Here is a 20,931-nt window from a genome sequence, read left to right on the forward strand (position 1 = left end):
AGCCCTAACGACTTTCGGTGGTAGAGATTAAAGCGATTTTTGCCAAAATTCGGCAATGCCCATGGCAGGGTCTAGCTGATAGTTGCCAAAGCCAAATTTGGCGTATGCGTTGCGGGCACCGCTATTGCCTTGCAATACCTCCAGAGTGATTTTACAGCAGTTACGCTCACGAGCGATGCGTTCCACCTCGGCCAGCATGGTTTGGCATACGCCTTGGCCGCGCCCTTTCTCGTCAACAATGACGTCATGAATATTAATCAGTGGCTGGCACTTAAAGGTCGAAAATCCTTGCATGCAATTGATTAAGCCGACCGGCTCACCATTATCAAAAGCCAATACGGTAAAAGCGTTGGGCACCTGGCCCAGTTCTGCGCCTAAGTTGTTAATCACTTCAGGCGACAAGGCCTCTCCGCCGCCCATCGGGTCGCAGGCATAATGATTCATTAATTGGCCAATAATCGCTTGGTGCTCAGGGTTGTGGTAATCCGCCAGGCGGATAGCGATGGTCATTATTCCTCTCCTAAAAAGCCGCCGGTTTGATGTGCCCACAATTGGGCGTAAATACCATTGGCTTGCAGTAATTCTTGGTGTGTGCCTTGTTCTACGATGTGGCCATTGTCCATAACAATCAGACGATCCATGGCAGCGATAGTCGATAAGCGATGGGCAATGGCAATAACGGTTTTATTTTCCATTAATCGGTACAGGCTCTGCTGAATGGCAGCTTCGACTTCAGAGTCCAACGCCGAGGTGGCCTCGTCCAAAATTAAAATCGGTGCATCTTTTAATAACACCCGGGCGATAGCGATGCGTTGACGCTGGCCGCCAGACAGTTTAACGCCGCGCTCACCGACTTGGGCATCGAGGCCGCTGTTGCCATCTGGGTCGGTGAGTTCGCTGATAAAACTATGGGCCTCAGCTTGCTCGATCGCGCGTTGCAATTCAGCTTCGCTGGCGTCTGGTCGGCCATAAAGAATGTTGTCACGAATGCTACGATGTAGCAGTGAGGTGTCTTGAGTCACCATGCCAATATGCTGGCGCAGGCTTTCTTGGCTGACGTCGCGAATATCCTGGCCGTCAATCAAAATACGCCCAGATTGAACGTCGTAAAAACGCAGCAATAAGTTGACTAAGGTCGACTTGCCAGCACCGGAGCGTCCAACCAGGCCGACTTTTTCACCGGCTTTAATATGTAAATCTAGCTGCTCAAATACCTGTTTTGGACGTTGATTTTTACCTTGGTAGTGAAAGCTCACCTGCTGCAAATGAATGTCGCCCTGGGAGACCTTAAGCGCCGGTGCATTGGCCGTATCGTCGATATCAACGGGTTTGGATAAGGTGTTCATGCCATCGGTGACAGTGCCAAGGTTTTCAAATAAATTGCCCACTTCCCACATGATCCATTGCGACATGCCGTTGATGCGAAGGGCCAGACTAATGGCCACGGCGATGGCGCCGACGCTGATTAACGATTCACTCCATAGCCACACTGACATGCCCGCAATACTCAGGGTTAGCCAATAATTCAGCACATTGACCGCAACGTTAAAACCGGTGGCCAGGCGCATCTGCCGATAAACCGTATTCATAAAGCCTTGCATGCTGTCTTGGGCATAGTCGGCTTCGCGTTGGGTATGAGCAAACAATTTAACCGTTTGGATATTGGTGTAGCTGTCGACAATACGGCCTGTCATCACTGAGCGAGCGTCGGCTTGTTCGGTGGCGACCTGTTTTAGTCTGGGAATAAAATACAGCTGCACAGCAATATAGCCGGCCAGCCATACCAGCAGAGGCATGACCAGGCGTGTATCAGCAGCGGCAATAATGGCAATGACACTGACAAAATAAACACCGACATAAACCATTACATCAAGTAATTTCATCACGCTTTCGCGTACTGCTAATGAGGTTTGCATCACCTTAGTTGCTAGGCGGCCAGCAAAGTCATCCTGATAAAAACTCATGCTTTGGCGCAGCAAATAGCGATGCGCTAACCAGCGAATTTTCATCGGATAATTGCCGAGCAATGCTTGGTGCACCAGTGCGGCATGCAAAAATACCAGCAGCGGCATGCCCACCAGTAGTAACAGCCCCATGCCCCATAAGGTGGTTTGCTGTTGCTGCCACAAAGTGGCCGGATCACTGTTGACCAGCCAATCGACCAAGCTGCCCATAAACTGCACCAGGTATACTTCTAAGATGGCCAGTGCCGCAGTCAGCACCGACATAATCAGCAGCGGTTTTCGAAGTCCACGGGTGTAATGCAAGCAAAAGGCTAATAGCCCTTGCGGTGGCTTGGCCGGCGTGATTGCCGGAAATGGATTAATCAGGGATTCAAAAAAGCGTAACATGGCCAGCTCAGGGTACAGACGATGAAAGCTTGCTACCTTATCAGAAATCGCCTGACCCTGGGCTGCACACTGTGTTGCGTCTTTAGGGGGTTAATACACTGAGCGACGCCGGTTGGTTATGAATATTGAGAGAATCGGCGGAAAAGGGCTCACCATCGATCACATAGTGCAATGGTGCCGTCATAGCGGCGGGTGCCTTAATGGTCATTTTTTCGGGTGTGTAGGATTGTTTGTATTTGCCATCATCGAGCGGGCTGAGGTTTTCTACCAGCAACTCAACCAGGCTGGCCAGGTGGCCGGCTAATGACGGGTGTTCTGGGATTAGAGTCACGGCCAGCTTGCCATCATCAAATTGCGGACGTCCAGCTCCACGTGCCAATAGCGATGACAATGGCGCTGCATTAGCAATCACCACGCTGGCGGTCGATTGTTCAAATGCCTCGTTGTCATCCAGCTGGTAATGCAAAGGCAATGCTTTGCCTTCATTGAGTGATTGCCAAAAACTGCGTAAATAGGCCCATTGCCCAGCATCGTCTTTGGCATCACGATCGGCGCCACGAATCATATCTGATTGGAAACCTAAGCCCACCATCAGTAACGCCAGTCGCTCATTGCAGCAAATAGTATCGATGCGCGAGACGTGGCGACGTTGAATCACGTCACAGGCGATGTCTATTGGCAGCAGGGCGGCGTGCTCACCCACCAATGCCATATAGAAAGCATTGGCTGTTCCTAGCGGTAAAATGCCCATCGGCGTGTCTGTGTGCAGCAATGTCGCGGCGACTTCATTAACCGTGCCGTCGCCACCGCCGGCAATTATGATTTGCGGCTGATGTTGCAGCGCTTGTTTGCTCAGCTCAGTAGCATCTTGCTCGGGCGTGGTTTTATACACACTTAACTGATAGCTTTGTGACAGCTGTTGCATGATCAGGTGCTTGTGCTGCTGCCATTTTTTACCGCCAGCAACCGGGTTAATAATCAGCGCTGCATTGTCACCAAAATGTAGTTGCCGTGCCTGATCTAGACCATGCAGCTGTTTTTTCTGGCTGGGGTTGAGTTTAGCAATAGCGCGGATCGCATTAATGTCAGCAAGAATCTGATTTAATGATTTATCATTTTGGCTGGCGGCTAAATAGGCAGCGCAGGTAAATACCGAGCGGCCACGGCCCAACGCACAATGAACGATAACACTACGCTTTTGCCGGATATGGTTGTGCAGCCAGTTTAAAGCCTGATGCAACTGCTCCAGTGCCGGAAATCTATGATCCAGCACCGGAATATTTAAATAGTGCAGGCTGTCATCCTGTTGGCGCCAATCGAGGCCGTTAAATTCGGCGGTGACATCTAAAATCGCTACAATACCTTGCTGTCTCAGCTCATCGACATCGGACTCAAATAAACGACTACCAACGTACAGATGCTCCGCCAGTTGGTGGTAGGCCGGTCCATTATCACGTTGACGACGCCAGTGGTTGTATAGACTGACCCCCAGCATAAAGGGCCACAACAGTACACGAATGGATGAGGGTATGCGGCCATCGGCATTCTTTCGAAATATTTCATGGCGATTGAGCCAATAACCTCCGGCCACAATGGCCAATGCCGCGCCGCTCCAGATGCATAACACAGTGACGATCAGTGATGACGATAAAAATCCCACGGTAAACAGTAAGGTGGCGGGAATCATGTACAGCAATGGTATGAACATAACGTGCCCTGTCTGTGCGTGGTTGGCGATGGCTGGCAATGAACCGTCGTTTATCTTTGCTGATAACAAGCACCCTCCAGTATGAGAGCTGGCGAGCACTTGTAAAGTCCATCGATGGACTGAGGGCGACGTTAATAAACGTCGCCGCGGTTATTGTTCTTGCAAGTGCGCTGCTAAGCCTGCGGGCAAGCGGCTGGGCTGAAATATTTCAATCCAATAGCCGTCAGGGTCTTGAATAAAGGCGATGTCATTCATCTTGCCATCTTGCAGGCGCTTAGCAAAAGGCACACCCAGAGCTTCAAAGCGCTGGCAGGCGGCGTCGACGTCGGGCACGGCAAAGCCAATATGGCCAAATCCGCGCGGATCGCTATTGCCATTGTGATAGCTGACGTTATCGTCGTTTTCACTGCCCCAGTTGTAGGTTAATTCCAGCATTGCTGGACGGCCAAAGGTCTGTATGGTGCGCTCTGCCGGGTCTTCTGACCATTGGTCGAGCTGATCGCTGTCGATGGCGGCAAGAAAAAACAAACTAAAGCGCATTTCAGCAAACTCCAGCTTTCTTACCAGGGTCATGCCCATGACACGGGTATAAAAATCCAGCGACGCTTGCGGGTCTTTTATCCGCAGCATGGTCTGATTAAAAACAAAACCTTCTGTGGCGGGGTCTTTGTTTTCACACAGTCCAGCGGCGCTTTCCAGATGTCTGCTCATATGATCTACCTTTAATGCAGGGTGGTGGGCAGGATAACGGCCGTCGTCACTGGACAGCAAGGCTATTATCAATCTCATTAGTAAGGATCTGTGTCGATAGGGATAACACCATGACCAGTGCCGAACTCATCATTAATGGCTTAACCGTTGCCGCTGGCGGCGCTTTGGTCATTGAACGAGTGACGGAATATCTCAAGCATGTGCAAAAGCGTTTGCAGCAACAGCAGGCAGAAGAGCAGTTGTTTGTTGATGAGCAGCAAGCCATAGAGCAGGCGCTGCAACAAGCTAGGCAGTGGCCAGAGTCTGAGCTGAGCGTGGAAGCAGGCGACGATGAGTTTGAGCAATATACGGCGGTGCCGGTACTGGAGCGGCCGCGCCCCAGTATTAATCAGGCCAGAATTCGATTGTTTGTCAGGCTAACGCCGCTAGCCCTGGGTTTGATCATTGCCGCCATTATGGATTTGCAGTTATTAGCATTGATGCGCGGCGCTGAGGTGATACCGCTGGCAGAGTTGTGGCAGCAGGGCCGCTATGGCCAAGCTTGGCTGCAATGGCTAGATACCCTACTGAGCGGGGTCTTTATCGCTGGCGGCAGTCAGCCATTGCATGTGCTGATTCGTTTTTTGCAAGCCAGGTCGCCCTTGCAAGGAATTAAACCGCTGGCCGAGTCTGAGCCCATTATTGCCGCCGATCCCGCGACCTCACACGCCTTGCCTCTGGCCTATCAGGGCGGCATTAAGCCACTGACTCTAGAGCATGTGCACAAACGCAGCGGTGACCCGCAGCAAATTGTGGTGCATCACAGTGCCATGCATTCTGCCACTAGCTTTGACACTCTGGTGAATGAGTTTTTGCTGAATAAAGGCTGGCTGACGGGCTACCACGCCGTTGCCCTGCCGGACGGCGAAGTACGCAGTTTTTGTCGTTGGGATCGTCGTGGCAACCATGCCAAGGGGCACAATGACCGTACTTTGGGCATTGCTTTTCATGGCAATTTTCACAGCGATCGCAGCGACCCCTGGGCCAATCACGATGGTCGCTACGGCCAAGCGCGGCCTAGTGATGTGCAGCTGGATGCCGGCGCCCGTCTGATCGCTGCCTGGATCATGCTGTATCCGGGCATTGCCGGGGTCGATGCCGTGGTGCCACATCGTGCCTTATCAGCCGCCAGTACCGTTTGCCCGGGTGATCGATTTCCTTGGCAAGCACTGATTCAACGCATAGAACACTGGTTGCAATACTGGCAGCAGCCGGAGCAGCAACCTCAGTTAAGGCGTTTGGCGCAGCAGCCCATGGTGTATGTGGCGCAAGTACCGCCGCGCTGGGCCAGCAATGCCCAAGAGGAGTTTCAACATGGATAGTGCCGAGCAAGCATTATTGTTGATTACGATGGCGCTGTTTTACGCTTTATTGGTGGAGCGTTGCACCGAAGTATTAATGGCGTGTCTGGAATACTGTGAGGTGCGTAAAGACTGGCAGCGCTTTTGGCGCCAGCGGGCACAAAGGTTAGCGCAGCAGCTGTCACAGCCCGGGCAAGGATTTTGGCAGCAAGAACTGCAGCAGGCGATGGCGCGTTATTTAACCCAAGAAGCCAATGGTGTGGCTGTGGTGTCGGTGGCCAAGGTGCGGCTGGTTATGTTGCAGGTGGTGAGTAAGTGTGTGGCGGTTGGCCTGGGTATCGCGTTGGCTTTTGCCTTTGAGCTGAATTTGGCGGTGGCGCTGGATCAGTTGAATGCCAGTTCTGGTGAGCAGGCCGGGCGCTATTTTTCTGCCCAACTGCCTAGCTGGCTGGCGCTGTTGTTGAGCGGCATAGTGATGGGTTTGGGAGCGGGCCCGTTACACAAGGTGATTAGCGCATTGGAGCGGGCCAGGACGGATAACAAGGAGGTGGGTCGTGGCTGATGTTATGTACTTTGCCCTTGAATACGGTGATTTGCTTATTGGCCTGTTATTGCTGTGGTGGTTGGCGGGTAACTTACCCGGCAAAGCGCGTTGGTATGTATTGTCGTTTGGCTTAGGTTGGCTGTTACTGCTGGGTTATCAGCGCCAGCAAGCACGGCAACGGCTGCGGACTTTGGATGAGCAACGTAAAGCGCTGCAACTGACGTTAAAACAGCTGGCCCAACAAGCAGAGCAATTAGAGCAGCGCAATCAACAACTGGCGACGCAGTCGCGGCAATTACGCCGTGACAGTGTGCAACTGCAGCAGCAAGTCGATGCGCTAGCGGCAGGCGATGCGGCGCTGGACGATCAGCGTTTATTGCTGCAGCAACAGCAGCAGTCATTAGAGCAGCGCGCCGAAGCATTGCAGTTGGAAAATCAGCAGGTGTTGCAGCGCTTGCAGCAGCTGCATCAATGGCGGCAACTGGCAGGGGAGCAAGGCTGATGCGCTGGCCACTGTTGTTTTTGTTATCAATCACGCAGCTCGCCCATGGCCGTTGTGATCTGATTATTGAAGCCAGCGATTTGGTGCCCCAACAGATCAATGGTGAAACTGTGTACACCTTATCGGCGCAGCGCTACCAAGCGCTGAGTCAGCCTTGTATCAATGTGGCGGACTTGCTGCAGCGTAATCAGGACAATCTGGCCGCTTACCGTCGCCAAGTGGTAGAGCAGCAGCAATTAATAGACGATTATCAGCAGCAAATTGAGCACTATCGGCAAGTGGTGGCAGAAGCCAGCCAAATTAATCAGCGCTACCGAAGCCTCAGCGATGACTACCAGCTTCAGTTGCAGCAACAAGCCGGACTTATTCGTCGTTATCAACAAAGCGCCGATGAATTGGACAGCTTGGCTGGCGATTATCGCCAGCTGGCGGCACGCTCGTTGCAGCGCTATCGCGTTGGGCTAGCCGTCGGCGCTGGCAATCATGGTTTGGCCGGTGCACTGCAGGCGGGCATTGGGCCTTGGTCATTGATGCTGCATCGTATGGGCGATCACAATAGTGCTTTGGTGGGTGCCGAGCTGCAGTTTTAATAACACTGTTGGTTGTTTTGTTAATGTAGGTGGCTTGCAAGTCGTTGCCCATCACGCCAGCATGGCGGACAAACATCATCATTAAAAATCTATGACTCATTCTTTATTCGTTTATGGCACCCTCAAACAGGCTTGGTGGCAGCAGCAGAGCAAGCTTAATTCCGAAGCGGCTGAGGTTGTGACCCAGCTGCATCAATATGGCCAGTACCAAGGCGAAGCACGATTGCAAGGTGCTTTATTTAACCTGGGTCGCTACCCAGGTTTAGTGCTGGCGCAAACTGATAAAATGACCAATGCTCAGCACCCCCGCTGCCAGCGGGCAGGTGAGGATGCCAGTGATTGGGTGTTTGGCGAATTATGGCAAATAGACCCGAGTTTATGGCCGGTACTGGATCACTACGAAGGGATCGATCGACCGCCGTATGAATATCAAAGAGTGCGAGTGAATGCTGTGCTAGAGAGCGATGGCAGTGATGTAGAAACCTGGGCCTATGTGATGGACACCAGTCGCTGGCAGGACGAATTACCGGAGAGAATTGCTAATGGTCGCTTTGGCGATTGACGGGTTTTGTTGATTTCTTGCCGTTAATTTGGATTTGTTCTGAGGCATTATTTAGGGGGCGTTATTGGGTAGGGGCTTTTGAATGCAAAAAACTATGCCCTCCTTGAGGGATCTTATCCCTCACGCCGGGCGGGCGAGCTCCCTGCTTTGCGCTGCGCAGGCCGTTATTCCTGGATTAACAATGGCTGAGATCGCCGCACCGCCAACAGCCTGCATCCCGGCAGGATGTTGACTGGTGCTGCCATCCGGGCAGCCCCTGCGGGCACAGCCTTGCCAATTCATGCGGCCTGCTAAGGCGCGGATAACCCAGGCGCGAAAGCGAGTTCAAAGCTTGCAGTACATGTCGCAAGGCTGCAGAAACCTAGCACGCTTTCTCGGCTGGCTTGCCTGTATTTTCTTAGGGTGGTAGCTTAAACGCCCGAAAAATCAGTGGGTTGGTCTTAGAGCACCAGAACTTTGAGGCGCGACAGTAGCACGTTTTCCACAGGGTAATATGAGAGAAACCAGGATATCCAACTGTAAATCAATGGCTTGGAAGAGATACCTCGAATGGTTCTAGCGGAAAAACAGGCACGCACACTAATAATCTGTTAGGCAATATGAATATCACTGAAGCACAACTTGAGAGGGCTATCTATTCTGTTTGGGATTTCCAGCAGGCGCTCTCTGCGCTGACCTTTTTACTAGAGGATTGTGATTTCGATGCCAAGTACAACAAAATCGAGTTGCGTCGTTTTAGGTGCTATGAGTCCACTTTGATAATCTCAATGGCACGCCCTTTCGAAAAGACCAGAAAAGGAACAGCGATTGGCTTGCGTGCTCTCGGTATCACCTTGAGTCAAGACCAGAAATCATTGGTTGACAAAATCTTAGAACTCAGACGAAAAATTGTGGCGCACTCGGACCAAGAAGAGATGCATTTCAGGGTTACTGTTTTTCCCATGACGGATACGGGTTTCAATTTCGCCCACTTTCAGTTCAATGAAGGCCTCCATTTCTGTGAAAAAGAATTGAGAGAATTGGAGTCTTTTTTGAGAGTTCTCACAAGCCAAATGGGGGAGTTTTTCTATAAAGTCGCCCAAGAAAGTCCTGAAATGCTTGCGCGCTATAAAGTGCCGAAATCATGGAGTAGGAATGAGTGATTGCCTATTAATATCAAGCACCATCCCGCACTGCGTGCGCTTGACCGAGCCACGCTTTGCCGATATTGGTGGCGTTAGGCGCAAATCAGAGTAACAATTCATGTCTCGAGAATTTAAAACTATCTCAAAAAAAGCAAGAGAAGCATTAGATAAGCCGGAAGGAATAGGTGTTGAATTTAAAACAAAAATTAACGGAGTAAAGCCAAGTACTCTCGTTGCGTTTTCTAATTCAAATACAGGCGGCACAATACTCGTAGGAGTCGACGAAGAAAGAACCAGTGAAGGGTTGGAACGAGGAAAAGTCATAGGATGCTCAACCTCTGATAATGATCGTCTTCAAATTCAAAATATGGCTTCAGACTGTATACCTCCAGTCAAGCTTAGCATATTTGTTGAGAACACAAACAATAATCCATTTTTTAGAATTGAGGTGCCTTCAGGTGAAAACAAACCCTATTGTACAAGATCTGGTGAATATAAAATCAGAGAAGATGGAAGAGTAAGAGCACTCCATCCCGATGAGCTTCTGGCCATTTTTATGAGTAAAGAAGGTAAGAAATTTCTTTCTCAATTTAAAGATGCAGTTGCTGAACTAGAAGATAGCGTTGAATCGATCGATCAAACAGTCTCAAGTGAACTAGCGAACCTAGTTTCATCCTTGCAAAACCTAAATCGTGAGGTGTTTAGCTATCTAGAAGATATTTTTGGATCAGCAGAACAATCTGCAGCTGATGCTTCAGAAGCGAATGTGACGGTTAACGAGATCTGGAAAGAGCTCAGTAGACTCGGTGCACTCATAAGCCACAACGATAAAGAATCTTTATATGCAGGTTTAGATGAAAAGCTTGACATCTTAATTAATCACTTAGGAGCTAATCCTTACAGAAGGTTTTAAAAGCATCTAGCAAGCACATCAAATTCGCGACGAATAAGCCGGACATCCATCTCAGTTCCCAGGAGACGAACAAGCCGGTCATCCATCTCAGTTTCCACCCCAGCTCCTAGGCCAAGTCGCTTAAATCTCGGTTTCGCGCCTAGGTTTTCCGCGCCTTAGCAGGCCGCCAGAGTTGGCAATGGCTGTGCCCGCAGGGGCTGCCAGGACGGCAGCGCCAACAAAAGGCCTACAGGGACGTAGGCTTTTTGTGATGCGGCGACCACAGCATTGGCAACGAAGGAAGAACAGCCTGCGCAGCGCAAAGCAGGGAGTTCGCCCGCCCGGCGTGAGGGATAAGGTCCCTCAAGGAGGGCTTGGGCTTGGCAACTGAAAGCTATCTGAGCCGCTCTAGCACAGTGAAAAATAAACTATTTGCGCATAAGCGTTTTTTGTCTGGATATTTGGCAAGCGAGCATGCAGTGTATGGTCGATAAAAAACGTGCGCTATGGACAGCAAAACTGTAATTCGGATCCGGTCGATTGGCTTGTGTTGGGCCGTGACCTGGCGTCGTTTTTTCGGCATGCTATTTATGAAATTAAGCCAGAATGCTACACGAGGTAATGATGAAAATAACGCTAAGCAAGGCTGGAATAATGGGTTTTCTATTGTTGCTGTGTGTTTTTTTTGCATGGTCGCAACCCCTGCGGGCACAGCCATTACCAACTCAGGCGACCTGCTAGGCGCGGAGAACCTAGGCGCTAGACCTGGGTTTGGTTTCATGGGCGTTTGTTGAAACGGGGGAGTTCGGTAAATACCCCGATTAGCTGTAGCCTTGCCAGTAACTTATCATTCATCCCAAGCGTTATCTTCGTAGTATGACTTAATGGATGCAGGAGTCATGCAAAGAAGAGGTTCCCCTATTTCATACTCACGGGCGAAAAATAGGAACTCACGAGAGGGCGATTCAAATTGCAGAATGGCACAACCTAGATCCATGAAATAGAGCGAGCCACCTTGGGCCTGTCCAAAATCGTTACTTTGATAAGCAAGATGAAGAGCTGCTGATAGCCTATCCATTTTTATGATGTCTTTGCCACTAATTATTAGTTGCTTTACATCGTCGGGGTATACAGAGAATTTGCAGAGCTTCCCATTTTCGTAAACAAAGTCTTCAAATCCAGATATTTCTGACTGAAGGATTTTTGTCTCTGTCGGGGAAATTCCGAATTGAAATTGACCAAGACCTATGAAAGGTTTGAAAGCGAGATTCATAATTGCATTTCTTTTGATATAAGTTTAGTGAGTATTTTGGTGGGTTCTAGAGTTAGCATGACCCATGCAGAAGTCCAAGTTAGAAGATGAGCCTGTCAGGTGGAGCTGTTTTGCTTCGAGGCTTGAGTGGATTGGCTGTCATGCTAGGCGCACTGTGGCCACGTTTGTATAATTCTTTTTTCAAGTTTTAGATACGCTCTGAATTCGTACGAAAATGCTCCATTGTCTCTAAGTGCCTGGATATGCCTTTTGATCCTAACAGCTTGTTTGTATTCCAGATTGGAGTTTTTAAGAAGGCGTGCAAGTCGTTCTCGAATGTAGCCAGAGTAAGATCCAAAGTAATTGAGTTCGATGTACTCTATGGCCAGCTCAATGCAAATCGGGTCGTTCGCGCTCAATCCGTCAGCAATTTTATATAGTGTGGCTCTGTATTGTAACCAGTTGTACCTGTCAGGAATCCATGAGGGCGCGCCTGGCTCTGTAGCTTCCTCCGCAGCAATGGAACCCTGACCTCCGAGGCGATGGTACCTTGTGATTAACTCCTCTTTTGACCAGCCTTTTGGCACGCCGTGATAAATTTCTAAAGGTGTATTTCTGCTGTTTTTGTTTCTCATGTCGTTGGCGCTGAATATTTCTGAGTAGGGGCGGTGAAGAGCAGAGTGAATCCGCGCTATGAGGATACGACATGTAAATATCGAGCATTAGCTTTACGCCAAGTACCTCATTTATCACTCAGATTGTCTTCAGCAACAAAGTGTAGCATAGGTCTCTTTTCCTTATTAATGCCACCATCCTGCCAAGGACGAACAAGCCACGAACAAGCCGGACACCCATCTCAGTTTCCACCCCAGCTCTAGGCCAAGTCGCTTAGCTCTCGGTTTCGCGCCCAGCTTTCTCGCGCCTTAGCAGGCCGCCGGAGTTGTCAATGGCTGTGCCCGCAGGGGCTGCCAGGACGGCAGCGCCAACAAAAGGCCTACAGGGACGTAGGCTTTTTGTGATGCGGCGACCACAGCATTGGCAACGAAGGAAGAACAGCCTGCGCAGCGCAAAGCAGGGAGTTCGCCCGCCTGGCGTGAGGGATAAGATCCCTCAAGGAGGGCATTGGTCTAGGAACCGAAACGCGCTTTCGAATACCAGTTAACGGCAGATATTTTAACGCTGCAGGTTAGTCGAATTGTGTAGCATGGCTGTTCAAAGCCAGGTGTTGCCTTGGAAGAAAGGCAGTTCCAGCTTAAGAGGAGTGGGGCGATTGTTCAGCGTGACCTGAGCTGATTTATACGGCATGCTATTCATGAAATTAAGACAAAATGCTACACGAGGTAATGATGAAAATAACGCTAAGCAAGGCTGGAATAATGGGTTTTCTATTGTTGCTGTGTGCTTCTTTTGCATGGTCGCAACCCCTGAGTTACCAGCAGCAATCTGCCGCCACTCAAGAGGTTGCTGAGCGTTATCACGCAGCATATATCGCCAAAAACTGGCAAGCTGTAGAAGGCTTGCTGGCCGATCAGGCATTTTTTACTGATCCCACCGCTGAGCCGGTATTTGGACCTGTGCATTTTCAGGGCAAGCAAGCCATGATGGCGAATTTCCGTGAAGGTTATGCTGGCATTACTCATATGCAATTTATGGCAGATAGAAAGTTGTTTTCGGGTCAATTTGCTGTCTTTGAGGGGGCATTGGATTGGGATTTGCGGCTAAAGAATGGCAGCTTAGTAAAAACTCGCGCCATGCCATTACTGACGGTCATCAAAGTCGTAGAAGGACGCGTGGTTGAGCATATTGATTATGGTGATTACCAGCCCTTTTTAACGGCCTATGAGGCGGTTAAGGCAAACTAGTTAATGGCCCGCCAGTTCGGCGGGCTGTTTAAGCCGCTTGATTGGCACTGCTGGTTTTGTTTGGCCAGCGCGCAAAAATCACTAGGTTTCCACTAATAACCAGAGCAAAGCCCAATACTGCCAGTGGTGTCCATTGATAGCCTTCATACAAGGTCGATACGGTCAGAGCAACGGCCGGAAACATTACCGTGGCGTAAGCGGCGCGGTCGGCACCAATGCGTCCGACCAGCATCAGATAGGCGGTAAATCCAATCACTGTGCCGGGTATGGCCAGATACAGCAGAGCGCCTATATAACTGGGCTCGCTGCTAAAGGTCAGTGGTACTCCCATGGCAGCGATTATCAGACTCATCAGGCAGACACCATAAAACATGCTCCAGGCATTGGTGGTGGGTGGGCGCAGTCCGCGCTGCTGGTGGCGCACGCTGATCATATTGCCGCTGGAAAACATATAGGTGCCTATTGCCCCTAAACCTATGCCAAGCAAGGCATCCGGGTTTAAGCCGTCGGCGCTGATTTGTGGCCAAAACAAGGTGGCTATACCGGTTAGGCCTATGGTCGCTCCGGCCAGGGTTTTGGCGCTGGGCTTAAGGCCAAACCATAGGCGACTATTAATGACATTCATCACGGTAGCCATGGAGAAAATGACCGACATCAGGCCGCTGCTGATATAGCTGGTGGCGTTATAAATGCAAAAGAAGTTCAGGCTGAACAGACAAGCGCCTTGCAGCATACAAAATATATGATCTTGTGGCTTCATGGGCTGTAGCCGGCGCAGTAACAGCAGCACGGCAAACATCACCAGCGCCGCCAGGCTGAAGCGATACAAAATAGATGCCTGAATAGCGACCTCGCCAAGTTGCAACTTGATTGCGATCCAGGTGGTTCCCCAAATGATGACAGTCATCAAATACAAGCCGACATTCACCGTAAACTGCTCCTTTATGGCTGGGCACGCAAGATAATGACCTTTTGAGCCTGAGCTTTCTTGCATAAAGGTGCGGCTTTGTCAGATTCTTGCGCCATTGTTGCTGCTTGATCTGTGTGCAAAATCAAAGTCCTGTCGTTGTGTGCAAAAAGATTGCTGCTATCAGGCGCTGGTATTAGCATGTCTGTCCAACATTTGCGAGGTAAGCGGGTGGCCAGTACTTCTTCAGCGATACAGGTGTTTGACTGTTTGGCGCAAACCCGGGCACAGCTGCAACAGCAGGTCAGCCTGGGCAACGGTGCCAGCGCCGCCATTTGGCAACGTCAGGAAACCGATCTAACCCGTTATCAGCGTCCCGGCCACCATACCTTGAGTTGTTATTTGTCTGGTGGTCAGGGCATTCGGCGCTTATTTGCCCAGCGCAGCCAAAGCGGTGGTGGGCCTGGGCGCATCTGCCTAATGCCCAGTGAGCACGATTCCCACTGGGAAGTGAACGGCCCGATTCAGTTTATGCATCTGTATTTTTCCGATACCCAGCTAAGAGCGCTGGCAGAAAAAATACAGGACAAAGACATGGGCCAGCTGGCGCTGCAGGACTTAACCTTTATTGAAGACCGTTGGATCAGCCAGTTATGCCAGCAGCTGATTATGCCGCTAAACTGGCACGACAATGCCGACCAACTGGCGCTGTCCAGTGCCAGCGATATGCTGATGGTGCATTTGCTCAAGCACTATTGTCACGGTCACGGCCAGATGCAGTGGGATATAAAGCAGGGTGGTTTGGCACCTTATGCCGTGCGGCGAATTCTCGATTATATCGACAGTTACCTTGATCAGCCGTTAACCCTGGCTGAACTGGCTGCCCAGGTTCAGCTCAGCGAATATCACTTTGCCCGCCAGTTTAAGGTCAGTATGGGACAGTCGCCACACCAATACGTGATGGCGCAGCGGCTGCAGCGTGCGGCGCAATTGCTGCAGCAAACCCAGCAACCGTTGGCGGAGATATCATTGGCGTGTGGTTTTTCCAGTCAGAGCCATTTCAGCCAGCGCTTTAAAGCCCATTTTTCCGTATCGCCTTTGGCCTATCGCAAAGCTCACTGATGCGTAGGCCGATTCGATGATGGCGGGTAGGTCTTAATGTGCTTGGCTTGACTCGCTGTCGGTAGCGTTATCATCACTGCGGCTGTTGGACGCAGCTTTGTTTTTATCCTTATCCTTTCGTTTCTCCATCTCTTTATACCAGTACTCCAGCACTTCGTCGGTCAGCTTTTCTTCAATGCCAGCCGCTTCATGGGTCGGGCAAAAGATAGTGATATTAAACTGGTTTTTACCCAGGTTTGTGGTCGTCACCGTCACACTGACATCCGGGCCAGATAAGGTAACCCCCATGCGGGTTTCTAGCATAGTGTTGTAGCGTCTGGCGACTTCTTCAAAGGGCTGGCAATACTCACGAGCTTTGTCACGAATCATCGTTTTAATCGGAATCAAATTAACGTGGTCGGCATCGCGCACAATGGAAAAGGTGTGGTTTACATAGCGTCGCATGTAATTCAGATTTTGCACTGCGCCGGTCACAAACTGATTGTTAGGAATAATCAATGTGCGCCCGGTATAGCCGTAGCTGCCTGACTCGATATCAATTTCCAGTAGTTTGGTTGTTAGCCAGTCACTGCTGGCCACTTCGCCGTATTGGCCTTGTACCTTGATCCAATCACCAATGGTGAAAATGCGCGAACTGGCCTGGTACACCGCCCCCAGAAAACATTGAATAAACTCACGTGTGGCTATGATCAAAGCCACCATAAAGGTCGCAATGGAGAGGGCGGCAAAGCGCAGCTCAGACAGCCATATAACGATCAGGCCAATCACAATCGCAGTGGTGATAAGGTTGCGGACCAGGTTGATCCAGCGGCGATTGCTGCCCGACTCTTTGGTTGGCATCTTTAATAAGCACTTCACGCTGACCCAGCGTAGCAGTAGTGCTATAAACAAAAACGCCGCAGTAGCGAGGGCCTTATATTCAAACGAGAACTCATTCATGGGTACAACTCAGGGTCACTGTTCTTGTGGGGGCGCGCATCATGCCTAGGTTGTCAGCGGCCGTGAAGCAAGTATTTCTTATGCTGACGATAAATAGTATAGAAGCTAATTCATAACTTCCTTGAAGAGGTTTGCACAGTAGGGGTGAACCAGTACTGGTATTGACCGGACTTGCCTGGCTTATCTGCGATGAGCGTTGCTCCTGTGTTGCTGAGCATCTAATGTAGTGTGGTGTTTTGGATCAAGCGTGTGGAGTGAGACAGAAGCGTGGAATCAACAGGTGGGTTGAATCTACAGATGCGTGTAATGAGCAGAAGAACAGATCGCAACAGATGGGCCTTTGCCAGTGCCCCAGCGAACGAGACGTATCTGCGTCTCGTTGGTCTGATGAATGGCGCTGTTGATTTGTTATTCCTTCGCAGCAAAGGACTTATGATAGGACACCTCGCCTTGAGGCAGTTCTCCCTGCATCAGCAAAGCTTGAAAATACTCAGCAGGAACACCGGGTAGAGCTAACCCTGCGCATGCACAAAAGCCAAAGCGCTGATAATAACTTGGATCGCCCAGTAACACGCAGCCGTTGGCTCCGATACTGTTTAGCCCTTCAATCGCCGCTGTCATCAGCTGACTGCCAATGCCCTTGCCTTGGCAGCGTGGTAGCACCGAAATGGGTCCCAAGCCATACCACTTTTCTGAACCATCCGAAATGATCACCGGCGAGATCGCCACATGGCCGACGACATCTCCCTCGTCTTCGGCAACAAAAGAAAAGGTTAACGCGTGTGACTCTCTCAGTGCTGAGACAATGTATTGCTCGGTATGATCGCTATGGGGGGAATCGAGAAATGCAGCGACGGTGACATCATAAATAGGTTGGATGTCTTCAGCTCGCTCGGGGCGGATTATGATTGTCATTTTCAAATTCCTTATTAGTGGCTGCAAGTAGAATATTTTATCAAGTGTTTTGCTGTTGTGGTGCTTGCAAGGTTTTATCGACTAGTTTTGGATAACGTTTATTTGATGGATCGGTTTTAGGTGGGTTGTTGTGTGGCAATTATGTTTATGTGGTGTGACGACTGCAGCAATGACTATGGGCGGTCAACTTGTATCGCTTGCCTTGAGTACGCTGTTTTAATTTATGACTCAATTTGCATAATGTTCTACGGTAAAGTCAGAAGTGCACAATGTTATACCCATTAATTTACTGATTTGGCAGGTGATGATGAACTCGCAGCACTTCTTGCAGGGCAATAGCATCGGCTGCTATATCCACTTGAGCGCAGTCCAGTGATTGCCACTGAAGCTCGTCAGCTTCGTGTGCGACTATATCACCTTGCCAGCTGCTGACTATAAAGTAGTGAATAAGCTGCAGCTCTTGAGTGGGGTGATACAAAGAGCAGAGGTACTGATAGTCGGTTGGAGTGACACTTAGTTCCTCGTTAACTTCACGCAACAGAGCCTGAATGCGTGTTTCTCCTGCTTCGATATGACCGCCAGGTATAGTCACTAAACCAGGGTCGGTCTTTTTAGCTTGGCTGCGTTTCTCCAGTAGCACTAACGAGTCGGCTAGCATAATAAAAGAAACACATTCGCATGCTGCCATCTGCTGGGTCCTTAAAGAGGGTGATTGCTAGGTTAACCCGATTCTCCCATTTGTAGAACAACTATTCTGTCTACCCGTGAGGGCTGGTTGGTAATGGCTTGGTTTGTCTTTTATCTTTCGATTTTAGCAATGCGGCACACTCCCTGTGCCACATTAACCCTATTCAGGGCTGGCTATTGCTCCATGTCGTTAACAACAAGCGTCGGCTGTTGCAGGTTCCGATAGCAAAAGCTCGACATTGTACCTATTTATCCAGGCATCCAGTCGCACGGTGGAGTCCACTAATATGCGTTCCAGATCTGAAAGGCTTTCTGTCTCAGTTTTACAGGTCAGGTCGTTGACGCCATCTTCTGATAGCCAGCCAAACAGCGCTGAGTCTGGGTTATCGAGTATTGACTTCAGCATGGATACCAGCGCCTTGTCATAGCCGCAGTCCTGAACGGAGGGGTAGGCGGCTTTTTTTCGTTGGATCACGGACTCTGGCAAGATATCACTGACAGCTTCGCGCAATATGCCTTTTTCTAATGGGAAATCCGATTTCATCTTCCATGGAATGTTAAACACATATTCGACTAATCGGTGGTCACAGAAAGGCACACGCCCCTCAAGCCCCACGGCCATACTCATGCGGTCTTTCTTTTCCAGTAGTATGGGCAACCAGCGGGTTAATGTCAGATAGCTGATTTCGCGCATTTTTTGCTCTTCCGCACTTTCGCCGGATAATACCGGTACCTCCGCCAGCGCTTCGCTATACAGTGACTGCTGATGCTCTGTCAGTTTCAGCGTATCAAGTGCATCTTGGTTAAATAACTTGCCGGGTTGCAAACCACGGTGAGCGGCCAGCTGAATCCATGGAAAGGTGTTGGCATGAATGGCATTTTGATCGGTAAACCACAGGTAACCACCAAATAGCTCATCAGCCGCTTCACCCGATAGGGCGACGGTGGCGTGTTTACGTACCTCGCTAAATAGCAGATACAGCGAAATGTCCAAGTCGCCAAAGTTATAGGGCAAATCCCAGGCTTCCATCACAGCTTGTCGTACTGTCGGGTCTAGCAATTGTGATTTATCGAGAATGATGGATTGCAGGTTGGAATGAATATATTCAGCGACTTCTTTGGCAAAGGGTAGATCTGCAGATGGCCTGACAGGGTCAGCTCGGTAATTATCGCTCTGACCAACAAAATCCACCACAAAGGTAGAGACTGATTCGCCCTTGTCCTGAAAAGCTTTTTGTGCCAGTGCCGACACCGAGCTGGAATCCAGCCCTCCCGATAACAACGAGCAAAGAGGAACATCCGAAATAGTCTGACGCTTAACAGCATCCTCAAGCAGCTGTCGCACCGTTTTGATGGTTGTGCCCAAGTCATCAGTGTGAGGCTTGGCAGTTAGCCGCCAGTAGCAGTTTTGCTCAATACCGTCACGGCTGATTGTTAAAGTATGGCCTGGTTTTAACTCGTGCATTCCCACAAATGGTACGCGCCCTGGGGTCCTTATAAAGAGTAATGAATCACATATCCCCTCGCGGGATACTTGTGCCTTGGCCAGCGGATTGGCCAGTATAGATTTTGGTTCGGAGCCAAACAGCACACCAGCAGGCAGAGGGTAATAATATAAGGGCTTAACGCCCAGCCTGTCTCTGACCAGTAACAGCTGTTGTTCGGCCTGATCCCAGATAGCAATAGCAAAAATACCATTCAGTTTATGCACAAAATCTGCTTTCCACTCAAGGTAGGCACGCAGAATGACTTCAGTATCGCTGAGTGTATTGAAGGTGTGGCCTAGGGCTATTAGCTCCTCTCGTAGCTCTTGATAATTATACACCTCGCCATTGTATGAAATGACCGCCAATGACGGTGGCCCTGCTGAATCGCTGGCTGCAAGCATCGGCTGCACACCACCTTGTGGGTCAATCACACTCAGGCGTCTGTGCCCTAGGCCAATATATTTATTTGTCCATATCCCTTTGGCATCGTGTCCGCGCTGCGCTAGGGTGTCGGTCATGGCATTCAGCGTTGGCCGTTCATTATTTATGTCTCTGCTAAAGTCTAGCCAGCCCGTTATTCCGCACATTGCAGGCTAACCTCTTTATAGGTTTCCACCGCTGGGTTATCCAGCGGAGGGTTACCTAACACATGAACCCTACGCAAGTGACGTGGACTTTTACTGACAAAGGCTTCTCTACCGTGCAGTAATGTGTAGTTATCAACAATAGCGACATCGCCGCTCTGCCATGAGTGTGAATAAAAGTTATCGGGATGGTATAGCGCCTCAACTAGGCTTTGGTTAAATGCCTGAATATCTGCCATGTCGATACCGACAAACTCGGTATCTTGTGGGTTAAGAAATTCACCTTTCTCCGCAGCCGGTAGTTCGTTATAGCGAATGACCTTGTAGTCTTTATAAGGGTGCTGGGTAATGATCGGAGATGACGTGCGGCTGTAGTATAAGTTTGTCGTTCGCTCATAAATGCAGCTTACTTTGTCCCATAGTTGTCGCACCTCAGCAGGAATGGTTTGTAACACTCGTGCGGTATGGGAGAAGGTCGTGTTTCCACCTTTCCCCGCAGGAGATGCCTTAACGCTGTGAAAAATCTGATATTCAGGTACTTGAGGTCGGTACATGCCGTCCCAGTGTAACGGTACATAGTTACTGGCAAAGATATGATCGTCGGGTTCGTCATGCTCAACCAGCTCTAACACCTTGCCATATGGCCATACACTGATCTCTCCCAAGTTTTCACTGTAATCAGCCAGCGCATCTGCTGTATTAAACGACCGAAATCCGCGCAGCACTACCAGCTGTTCTCGATGGAAATAGTCGTGCAGAAGATCTATATCTAGATCTCGAATGTCGTGTGTGGGCTCGCTAGCTTGTAACAGTATGCCAAACGGTTTCAGGTTAATAGCCTTATATTTCATT

The 20,931-nt window shown here is 49.9% G+C and carries 20 protein-coding genes; 9 read left to right on the forward strand and 11 right to left on the reverse strand.

Annotation, left to right across the window (positions count from 1 at the left end; translation table 11 throughout):
- Window positions 1-27: 27 nt before the first annotated feature.
- The 4 genes from AC55FS_RS07835 to gloA form a co-directional block, all read right to left on the reverse strand.
- A complete protein-coding gene (locus tag AC55FS_RS07835) occupies window positions 28-510 on the reverse strand; it encodes a GNAT family N-acetyltransferase (protein WP_496935519.1) in 483 nt (160 codons plus the stop codon).
- Window positions 510-2,351 (reverse strand): ABC transporter ATP-binding protein, encoded by a 1,842-nt coding sequence (locus AC55FS_RS07840; protein WP_496935520.1) that lies wholly within the window; start codon window positions 2,349-2,351, stop codon window positions 510-512. Before AC55FS_RS07840 ends, AC55FS_RS07835 begins: the two co-directional genes overlap by 1 nt.
- An 82-nt stretch (window positions 2,352-2,433) precedes the next feature.
- Complete coding sequence (locus AC55FS_RS07845; RefSeq protein ID WP_496935521.1) at window positions 2,434-4,059, reverse strand: diacylglycerol kinase family protein; 1,626 nt, start codon at window positions 4,057-4,059, stop codon at window positions 2,434-2,436.
- 150 nt (window positions 4,060-4,209) lie between these two features.
- Window positions 4,210-4,770, reverse strand: coding sequence for a lactoylglutathione lyase (gene gloA / locus AC55FS_RS07850; protein WP_496935522.1), 561 nt, complete (start codon window positions 4,768-4,770; stop codon window positions 4,210-4,212).
- A 110-nt stretch (window positions 4,771-4,880) separates the two neighbouring features.
- Between gloA and AC55FS_RS07855 the strand changes: the two genes are divergently transcribed.
- The 7 genes from AC55FS_RS07855 to AC55FS_RS07885 all read left to right on the forward strand — a co-directional run bounded on the left by AC55FS_RS07855 (window position 4,881) and on the right by AC55FS_RS07885 (window position 10,345).
- The gene (locus AC55FS_RS07855) at window positions 4,881-6,131 is read left to right on the forward strand and encodes a peptidoglycan recognition protein family protein (protein ID WP_496935523.1); all 1,251 of its coding nucleotides are present in this window, start codon (window positions 4,881-4,883) and stop codon (window positions 6,129-6,131) included.
- Entirely contained in the window at window positions 6,124-6,672 is a 549-nt protein-coding gene (locus AC55FS_RS07860) for a hypothetical protein (protein ID WP_496935524.1), read from the forward strand. Before AC55FS_RS07855 ends, AC55FS_RS07860 begins: the two co-directional genes overlap by 8 nt.
- Entirely contained in the window at window positions 6,665-7,156 is a 492-nt protein-coding gene (locus tag AC55FS_RS07865) for a hypothetical protein (protein WP_496935525.1), read from the forward strand. Before AC55FS_RS07860 ends, AC55FS_RS07865 begins: the two co-directional genes overlap by 8 nt.
- On the forward strand, window positions 7,156-7,746 hold the full coding sequence (locus tag AC55FS_RS07870) for a hypothetical protein (RefSeq protein WP_496935526.1): 591 nt from the start codon (window positions 7,156-7,158) through the stop codon (window positions 7,744-7,746). The genes AC55FS_RS07865 and AC55FS_RS07870 overlap by 1 nt, the downstream gene beginning before the upstream one ends.
- A gap of 91 nt (window positions 7,747-7,837) precedes the next feature.
- Complete coding sequence (locus AC55FS_RS07875; RefSeq protein WP_496935527.1) at window positions 7,838-8,308, forward strand: gamma-glutamylcyclotransferase family protein; 471 nt, start codon at window positions 7,838-7,840, stop codon at window positions 8,306-8,308.
- Window positions 8,309-8,907: 599 nt separating this feature from the next.
- Window positions 8,908-9,450, forward strand: a complete 543-nt coding sequence (locus tag AC55FS_RS07880; protein WP_496935528.1) for a hypothetical protein — start codon at window positions 8,908-8,910, stop codon at window positions 9,448-9,450.
- Window positions 9,451-9,550: 100 nt separating this feature from the next.
- Window positions 9,551-10,345 carry an AlbA family DNA-binding domain-containing protein gene (locus tag AC55FS_RS07885; RefSeq protein WP_496935529.1) on the forward strand — a complete coding sequence of 265 codons (795 nt, stop codon included), beginning with the start codon at window positions 9,551-9,553 and terminating at the stop codon, window positions 10,343-10,345.
- Window positions 10,346-11,171: 826 nt separating this feature from the next.
- Here the strand turns inward: AC55FS_RS07885 and AC55FS_RS07890 are convergent.
- Complete coding sequence (locus AC55FS_RS07890; protein WP_496935530.1) at window positions 11,172-11,597, reverse strand: hypothetical protein; 426 nt, start codon at window positions 11,595-11,597, stop codon at window positions 11,172-11,174.
- A 1,355-nt stretch (window positions 11,598-12,952) separates the two neighbouring features.
- On the opposite strand from AC55FS_RS07890, the gene AC55FS_RS07895 reads away from it, so the two are divergent.
- A complete protein-coding gene (locus AC55FS_RS07895) occupies window positions 12,953-13,438 on the forward strand; it encodes a nuclear transport factor 2 family protein (RefSeq protein WP_496935531.1) in 486 nt (161 codons plus the stop codon).
- 28 nt (window positions 13,439-13,466) lie between these two features.
- Here AC55FS_RS07895 and AC55FS_RS07900 read toward each other — a convergent pair whose 3' ends face one another.
- Window positions 13,467-14,345, reverse strand: coding sequence for a DMT family transporter (locus AC55FS_RS07900; RefSeq protein WP_496935532.1), 879 nt, complete (start codon window positions 14,343-14,345; stop codon window positions 13,467-13,469).
- Window positions 14,346-14,546: 201 nt separating this feature from the next.
- Between AC55FS_RS07900 and AC55FS_RS07905 the strand changes: the two genes are divergently transcribed.
- On the forward strand, window positions 14,547-15,467 hold the full coding sequence (locus AC55FS_RS07905) for a helix-turn-helix domain-containing protein (RefSeq protein WP_496935533.1): 921 nt from the start codon (window positions 14,547-14,549) through the stop codon (window positions 15,465-15,467).
- Between the two features lie 33 nt (window positions 15,468-15,500).
- Here the strand turns inward: AC55FS_RS07905 and AC55FS_RS07910 are convergent, their stop codons facing one another.
- The 5 genes from AC55FS_RS07910 to AC55FS_RS07930 form a co-directional block, all read right to left on the reverse strand.
- Window positions 15,501-16,406 carry a mechanosensitive ion channel family protein gene (locus AC55FS_RS07910; RefSeq protein ID WP_496935534.1) on the reverse strand — a complete coding sequence of 302 codons (906 nt, stop codon included), beginning with the start codon at window positions 16,404-16,406 and terminating at the stop codon, window positions 15,501-15,503.
- A 408-nt stretch (window positions 16,407-16,814) separates the two neighbouring features.
- Window positions 16,815-17,321 carry a GNAT family N-acetyltransferase gene (locus AC55FS_RS07915; protein ID WP_496935535.1) on the reverse strand — a complete coding sequence of 169 codons (507 nt, stop codon included), beginning with the start codon at window positions 17,319-17,321 and terminating at the stop codon, window positions 16,815-16,817.
- 286 nt (window positions 17,322-17,607) lie between these two features.
- Window positions 17,608-18,009 carry an NUDIX hydrolase gene (locus AC55FS_RS07920; RefSeq protein WP_496935536.1) on the reverse strand — a complete coding sequence of 134 codons (402 nt, stop codon included), beginning with the start codon at window positions 18,007-18,009 and terminating at the stop codon, window positions 17,608-17,610.
- 189 nt (window positions 18,010-18,198) lie between these two features.
- On the reverse strand, window positions 18,199-20,082 hold the full coding sequence (gene asnB, locus AC55FS_RS07925; RefSeq protein WP_496935537.1) for an asparagine synthase (glutamine-hydrolyzing): 1,884 nt from the start codon (window positions 20,080-20,082) through the stop codon (window positions 18,199-18,201).
- Window positions 20,070-20,930 carry a TauD/TfdA dioxygenase family protein gene (locus AC55FS_RS07930; RefSeq protein WP_496935538.1) on the reverse strand — a complete coding sequence of 287 codons (861 nt, stop codon included), beginning with the start codon at window positions 20,928-20,930 and terminating at the stop codon, window positions 20,070-20,072. Before AC55FS_RS07930 ends, asnB begins: the two co-directional genes overlap by 13 nt.
- Window position 20,931 lies beyond the last annotated feature (1 nt).

Source organism: Bacterioplanes sp. CLAM21, assembly GCF_059641015.1.